This window comes from Vibrio ordalii ATCC 33509 (assembly GCA_000257205.1).
GTDB lineage: Bacteria > Pseudomonadota > Gammaproteobacteria > Enterobacterales > Vibrionaceae > Vibrio > Vibrio ordalii.
Genome location: AEZC01000022.1, coordinates 1 through 6,800, shown reverse-complemented (window position 1 = coordinate 6,800; position 6,800 = coordinate 1). Strand labels below are relative to the sequence as shown.

The following is a 6,800-nucleotide window of genomic DNA, read 5'->3' as shown; positions in this document are numbered from 1 at the left end:
GCGCTACTTCACAATCCACAGTCTAAATATAACCTAAAAATCTAAGAGAGTAGTTCTTTCAACGTCAGTGGATGTTTGGTTAATTCCAAATTTTGGGCGGCGGTGAATCCATGTTTATCTTGGTAGCACAGATTGTGCCAAGCACGAAAAATATCCAGCATTGGTTGTAGGCCGCCAGGGCGAAGTTTGCGCCTCGGTTCGTTGATAAAGCTTTCGAACAACAGTTGGAAGCGTTTTTGATAGAACTCTGTTTGCTTAATCGATGCTTTATCGAGCCAAGCTTCGGGTGTTGGGTTGTCTCCTGCCAAATAGCAAACACCTTTGGCCGCCTGCGCCTGATTGGCAATAGCCCAGCGATCTCGCCACCATCCCATGTGAACAATGTCCGTTTTATTCACGGAATGTCCATTTTGCCATTGCGGATCTTCCTCAACGTACATCAAGTCAACATTCTTACGCTTGATTCGCGGCAAACAGACGCTCAATGCGGCAGAACGTAAAACTGGATCTTGAGGCAGATAGATAGAAACTCGCTTATCTTCAAGGCACAAATCCAGCACGTGGAGGAAGTGAGCATAAGAGGTGTAAGGAGGGCGAATCAAGGCACCTTTAGAAGGGTAATGAAAAGTGGTGAGGTTACCCATGGGGTCTTCAACATTACCGCGGGCTAAAATCGTTTGGTATTTCTGATCAATACGCTCACGTAATAGCGGAGATGCGTCAGGAGTGGGTAGATTCGCTTCGGATGAATGTTCACGAGAAACAAAACGCGCGGGCGAGTGGTATGGGTTGTGATCAAGCTCGCCAGCAGGCTCTTCATTGGCGGAATAGTTTACGTGCTGACAGAGTATATAACCTGTTTTGGCTTCACCTGTTGCAAACCACAATACGCCGTTGTCGCTATGGGGTTGGAGCGGGATATAATTGCAAGCCAGTTCATATTGGTTTGCATGATTCACCCAACGCGCATCAATCATGGCCAGTTTTCGCCGACAGCGACTGGCAATGTGCTCGACATGATCATAAAACGTTTTTGGGTTGATGGATAATTTACGGCAAATCTCTCGCACCGAATAACTCATGAAGAGTAGGCCGAGTAAGGTTTCTTGAAAAGCGAGTTTTTTGTTGGCTCCTGACCACTTATCAACAAAGGTACTCTGACAAGCTTTGCAACGGTATCGCTGGCGATCGCCGCTGTAGCCAAAAGCGTGATAGAGATGTTTGTGCGTATGAACAGATAAACCGAAATTTTGGCAATCATCACTGCGGCAAGCGGGCAATCCGTCGCTGTGAAGCTGTCTTAAACGGTGTAATTCGTTTAACACTTCTCGGTTGTTAAGTAAGGGGGGGAAGGCTCCACATTCACGACAAACCATCGTTGGACGCTTCGGGTTTACGCGCTGCAGAACGTACCGTTCGGCTTCACTCAGTCCAAAGTTGTCACACGCCAATGTTTTACAAAAGTTGAGTTGTAAACCATCTGCGTCCTTGGGTAGTTGGTCGTTGGACACAATCGCCCCCTCGGGGTAATTTAAGGCTGCCAATTTGGGTGAGCAGCTGAGGTTTAAAAATTAGATACTAATCGCGGTTTCAAGCGCGACTTTCATCATGTCGTTAAAAGAGGTTTGGCGATCTTCAGAGCTTAATTTCTCACCGCGAATGATGTGGTCTGACACGGTAAGAATTGTCAATGCTTTTGCGCCTAGATCCGCTGCAACGCCATAAATACCGGCCGCTTCCATATCCACACCTAAGATACCAAGCTTATTCATTTTTTCGAATAAATCACCTTCAGGTGTGTAGAACAGATCAGCGGAAAACACGTTGCCTACCTTCACGGGTACGTTTTGTGCGCGTGCTTGATTGACGGCGGTTTCAAGCAATTCATAATCCGCAATCGCGGCAAAATCGTGGTTGTTAAAACGGATGCGGTTAACTTTGGAATCGGTTGAAGCACCCATACCAATAACGATATCCATTAGATTGACATCGTCACGAACTGCGCCACAGCTACCAATACGGATGATATTTTTTACACCGTATTCTGAAATCAACTCGTGAACATAAATCGAGCATGATGGAATGCCCATACCGTGGCCCATAACGGATACTTTTTTACCTTTATAAGTACCGGTATAACCGAACATATTACGAACATCACAAACCTGTTTAGCGTCATCTAAAAAAGTTTCAGCAATGTATTTTGCACGTAATGGATCGCCTGGCATTAGAACGGTTTCAGCGAAATCACCAACTTGTGCATTAATGTGTGGGGTTGCCATCGTTATTACTCCAAAGTTTTCGAGTCAGCAATTCATTTCTCTAATCAGATAAATTACTAATTCTGTTGAATCTGATGTGTTTTGTTGAGGCAATACTAGCCATGCATGGCAACTCTCCTTGAGAGATTGGTCACAGAATGAAGGTTAATACCCTTTTTTGAGCCCATTGATAACTAAAAGTGTTGGAAGTGGTAAGGCAATCGATTTGGGTAAACGTTTACCTTTTATGTGTACATAAATATATTTTGTATAAGTAGGTGCGCTTGTGCTATACATTATACAACAAATATTTTTGTACACGAGGCGATGATGAGTAATCCTGAAATTCGTATTGGTGTCAGTGCATGTGTGCTAGGAGAGCAAGTCCGTTTTGACTCTGGCCATAAAGCGAGTGACTTTGTAACTAAAGAACTCACCAATTATTTCTCTTTTATACCTGTTTGCCCAGAAGTTGGAATTGGCTTAACGGTTCCTAGGCCTACCATTCGCCTGATCTCTCACGAAGAGCGTTTAGCGCTGGTTGAAACTAAAGATGAAACCAAAGATTACACACAAGCCATGTTCGATTTCTCAGAACGAAAAGTCGATGAACTCGAATTGATGAAATTGCGTGGTTATATCGTTTGTGCTAAATCCCCGACATGTGGCATGGAAAGAGTCAAAGTCTATAAGCATCAACGAGCAGACAAAGAGGGCGTTGGGCTTTATACCGCCACTTTAATGCGTAAAATGCCGTGGTTGCCTGTGGAGGAAGATGGTCGTTTGCATGATCCAGTGCTTCGCGAAAACTTCATTACGCGTGTCTACTGTTTACATGACTTTTATCAATCGATAGGTGACAACCCGACACCGGGCAAAGTAGTGGCCTTTCATTCACGCTACAAATTGACGTTAATGGCCCACCACCCGCAAGCGTATCGAGAACTCGGTCGTTTGGTGGCTGAAGTCAAGCAGCATCCGCCACAGTGTTTTATTGAGCACTACCGCCAAGGGCTAATGGATGCGCTCAAACACAGAGCGAGCCGTAAAAACAACACCAATGTTCTAATGCACATTCAGGGTTACTTCAAACGAGCCTTAAACAAAGAGCAAAAGGCAGAATTAGCTCAGGTTATTGATGATTACCGAACAGGTGTTCTTCCTTTACTTGCGCCTATTACGTTGCTCAAACACTACATAAAAATGTATCCCGATGCTTATTTGCAGCAACAGCACTATTTGTCGCCTTATCCACAAACGCTAAGGTTACGTTATGGACTATGAGAACGATCCGGCTGAGAACATGATGACTGAAAAATTATACGCTATTCGAGACGTTGCTGAGATGACGGGAGTAAAGCCAGTGACCTTGCGTGCATGGCAGCGCCGCTACCATCTTGTTCAGCCACAGCGAACAGACAAAGGGCATCGCCTTTATTCACAAGAGGATATCGCGACGATTCGCACCATTCAAGGCTGGCTGGCGAAAGGGGTTTCGATTGGTAAAGTGAGTGCATTGCTCAGTGGCAGTGAAAGCATCACCGATGCTTTGGCAAATCATGGCTCAGAGCTTTTAGAGCAAGAACAATTGCTGCAAGCTTTAGTGGATCTCAATAAAAGCAAAGCAGAATCAACCATTGCCACGGTATTGAAAGAGTATCCGTTAGAGATTGTTGAGCGGCAGTTTGTCTTTCCTGCTATCGATACCTTAGAGCGGGTTAAAGGACCGCTGCGCAGTTTGCAAAAAGGGCTTTTTCAGGCACTGATGATCAGCAAGTTGAGCTCGATCATTGAAGCGGAAAATAAAGCGGCGACTAAGGGGAAATGTCTTTGCGTTAATCTTGATCCGACATCGAGCATACTGGCTTGGCTATGGTTCGTGGGAAAGGTGGAAGCGGGTTATAACCTCACTATCTTAGATGGTGTCGAAGATCTTACCGCTCTTGTTGATCATGATGCTTTAGCAAACTACCAACAGGTTGCGCTGTTTGCTAATCGCTCTTTTACGGAGCAGCAAGTTCAAGCGTTACGGAAATTGCGTATCTCACTGGGAGATAAGCTTTCGTTGTCAGATGTGGTTGCTCGTCTGCACCATTCGTTAGATTAATCAGTAAGGATGTACAGTGAAATTACTCTGGCTGCGCCGAGATTTACGATCCGTAGATAATACGGCATTACATGCCGCCATTGATGGAGAAGAGCCTGTTGTTGCCGTATTCATTGCAACGCCAGCACAGTGGCAAAAACATCATCTTGCCCCAATGCAGGCAGATCTTATTTATCGGCGTTTATTTGAGCTGCAACGTGAACTGCAAGTACTCAATATTGCTCTATTGTATGAGGAAGTCGATGATTACGCTGATGCTGCGCAGCAGATTGCCACCATGGCTAAGCAGCTTAATGCCAGCGCAGTGTTGGTTAATCGCGAGTATGAAATCAATGAGTTGCAGCGTGATGAGATGGCGAGCCAGTTTTGCCTAGAGCACCAGATCGAGTGGCGAGCATACGACGATAAGTGCATTATTGCGCCCGGTTCGGTCAAAAACAAGCAAGGTGATTATTTCAAAGTCTTTACCCCTTTTAAACGAGCGTGGTTATCACAAGCAGCTATCCCTCAAATTTTACCAACGCCTATTTCGGCACATTATGGACCTATAAAGGATCTTGATCCGTTGCTGTGGAGCGAACACCGCTCGTTCAGCTACCCACGCATCAGCAGTGATCATTGGGTGGTCGAGTTCGATGCAATTCGCGCTAAATTACGCCAGTTTTGCCGTGATAAGGTACAGAATTACCACCAGCAACGTGATTTCCCCGCGTTGGATTCGACCAGCGCACTGTCGCCTTATCTCGCAACAGGGGCGCTTTCTGCGCGTCAATGTATGGCGCGCCTATACGCTGAATCGCAACATATTGGGTTGTCAGAAGGGGCGCAAACTTGGCTGAGCGAAATTATTTGGCGTGAATTCTATCAGCATCTGATCGGGTTTCGTCCTGATCTCTGCAAAGGAAAAGATTTTGCACCTTGGGGGAAATATGTATCTTGGTGGGAGAACTCAACGGCCTTTGAACGTTGGCAGCAGGGGCAAACCGGGTTCCCTATTGTCGATGCGGCGATGCGCCAACTCAATAAAACGGGGTGGATGCATAACCGATTAAGGATGGTTGTGGCCAGTTTTCTAACCAAAGATCTGCATATCGATTGGCGACTTGGTGAACAATATTTTATGCAAACATTAGTGGATGGCGATTATGCATCCAACAATGGTGGTTGGCAGTGGTGCGCTTCAACAGGGTGTGATGGGCAACCTTATTTTCGAATTTTTAACCCGACCAGCCAAGGGGAACGTTTTGATCCGAAAGGTGATTTTATTCGTCAGTGGATACCTGAATTGGCTTCGTTGCCAGATAAGTACATCCACACGCCTTGGAAATGCCCTGCCGTCAATTCCTTGTCATATCCCGCGCCAATGGTTGATCACAAAGTAGAAAGAGAGATAACCTTACAGCTCTATAAAGACGCCAAGGATACCTGATCACCATGCTACGCAAGCTACTCTCTTTGTGTTGTTGCTGGGGCGCGTTCAGTGTGAACGTGTTCGCCGCGACTTATGATTTTCCCGCCGAAGGCAGTAGCATGGTTGGTCGAACTCAATATCATGTAATTGAGCAGGGCGAAACCCTAGCGCAAATTGCAAAGCAATACGATGTGGGTTTTTTATCTTTGATGGCGGCTAACAAAGGAATTGACCCATTTTTGCCGCAGCAAGAGTTTGTGCTAACCATTCCTTCACAAATTATTTTACCGCGCGTGGCTTACGAAGGCATCGTCATCAACTTAGCGGAACTGCGGCTCTATTACTTCGAGCCTGAAAAACGCAAAGTACATATTTTCCCTGTGGGTATTGGCCGTATTGGTCGTGACACGCCTGAAATGGAAACCACTATCAGCCAAAAACGGCCGAACCCAACATGGACACCTCCTCAATCGATCCGCACTGAATATAAAGCGAAAGGTATTGAACTGCCTGCGGTGGTGCCTGCTGGTCCAGATAACCCGCTTGGCGAATACTCGCTTCGTCTCGCTTATGGTGCGGGTGATTATTTGATCCACGGTACTAACAAAGATTTTGGTATTGGTATGAGAGTCAGCTCAGGTTGTATTCGCATGGATCCCAAGGATATTGAATGGCTGTTTAAGCAGGTTCAGCGTGGCGAGAAAGTGAAAGTGATTGATGAGCCTATAAAATTAGCCTTAGAGCCAGACCGAAGCGTATTTCTTGAAGCTCATGAACCTTTGACTCGTAGTAACGGCAGTAAAAAAGAGTTGCAGGTACCGCAAGAACTTCGCTGGTGGTTAGATGAATTTAACAAATCCGATGCGAAAGCGAGAGCGGTGATCTTGGCGCAAAATGGTGTGCCTGTCGAAGTAGTGGCTGCCGATTTTTCAACCGCATTAGAATAAAGGAATAAGTCGGTGAGCGTATTGGATGGGTGTGTTAATGGGGTGGAATGTTAATAATATCAATAAAAAGGCTT

At 45.7% G+C, this 6,800-nt stretch carries 6 protein-coding genes; 4 read left to right on the top strand and 2 right to left on the bottom strand.

Annotation, left to right across the window (positions count from 1 at the left end):
• Window positions 1–41: 41 nt before the first annotated feature.
• Together VOR_RS0101680 and deoD are read right to left on the bottom strand one after the other, a co-directional pair.
• The gene (locus VOR_RS0101680; protein ID WP_010317563.1) at window positions 42–1,511 is read right to left on the bottom strand and encodes a hypothetical protein; all 1,470 of its coding nucleotides are present in this window, start codon (window positions 1,509–1,511) and stop codon (window positions 42–44) included.
• 60 nt (window positions 1,512–1,571) lie between these two features.
• Entirely contained in the window at window positions 1,572–2,282 is a 711-nt protein-coding gene (gene deoD / locus VOR_RS0101675; protein WP_010317562.1) for a purine-nucleoside phosphorylase, read from the bottom strand.
• 309 nt (window positions 2,283–2,591) lie between these two features.
• On the opposite strand from deoD, the gene VOR_RS0101670 reads away from it, so the two are divergent.
• Genes VOR_RS0101670 through VOR_RS0101655 form a run of 4 tightly spaced genes read left to right on the top strand, consistent with a single transcriptional unit; the run spans window position 2,592 to window position 6,726 of the window.
• A complete protein-coding gene (locus tag VOR_RS0101670) occupies window positions 2,592–3,545 on the top strand; it encodes a YbgA family protein (RefSeq protein WP_010317561.1) in 954 nt (317 codons plus the stop codon).
• Window positions 3,535–4,368, top strand: coding sequence for a MerR family transcriptional regulator (locus tag VOR_RS0101665; protein WP_010317560.1), 834 nt, complete (start codon window positions 3,535–3,537; stop codon window positions 4,366–4,368). The genes VOR_RS0101670 and VOR_RS0101665 overlap by 11 nt, the downstream gene beginning before the upstream one ends.
• Window positions 4,369–4,384: 16 nt before the next feature.
• Complete coding sequence (gene phrB / locus VOR_RS0101660; RefSeq protein ID WP_010317559.1) at window positions 4,385–5,797, top strand: deoxyribodipyrimidine photo-lyase; 1,413 nt, start codon at window positions 4,385–4,387, stop codon at window positions 5,795–5,797.
• A gap of 5 nt (window positions 5,798–5,802) precedes the next feature.
• Window positions 5,803–6,726 (top strand): L,D-transpeptidase family protein, encoded by a 924-nt coding sequence (locus tag VOR_RS0101655; RefSeq protein WP_010317558.1) that lies wholly within the window; start codon window positions 5,803–5,805, stop codon window positions 6,724–6,726.
• Window positions 6,727–6,800 lie beyond the last annotated feature (74 nt).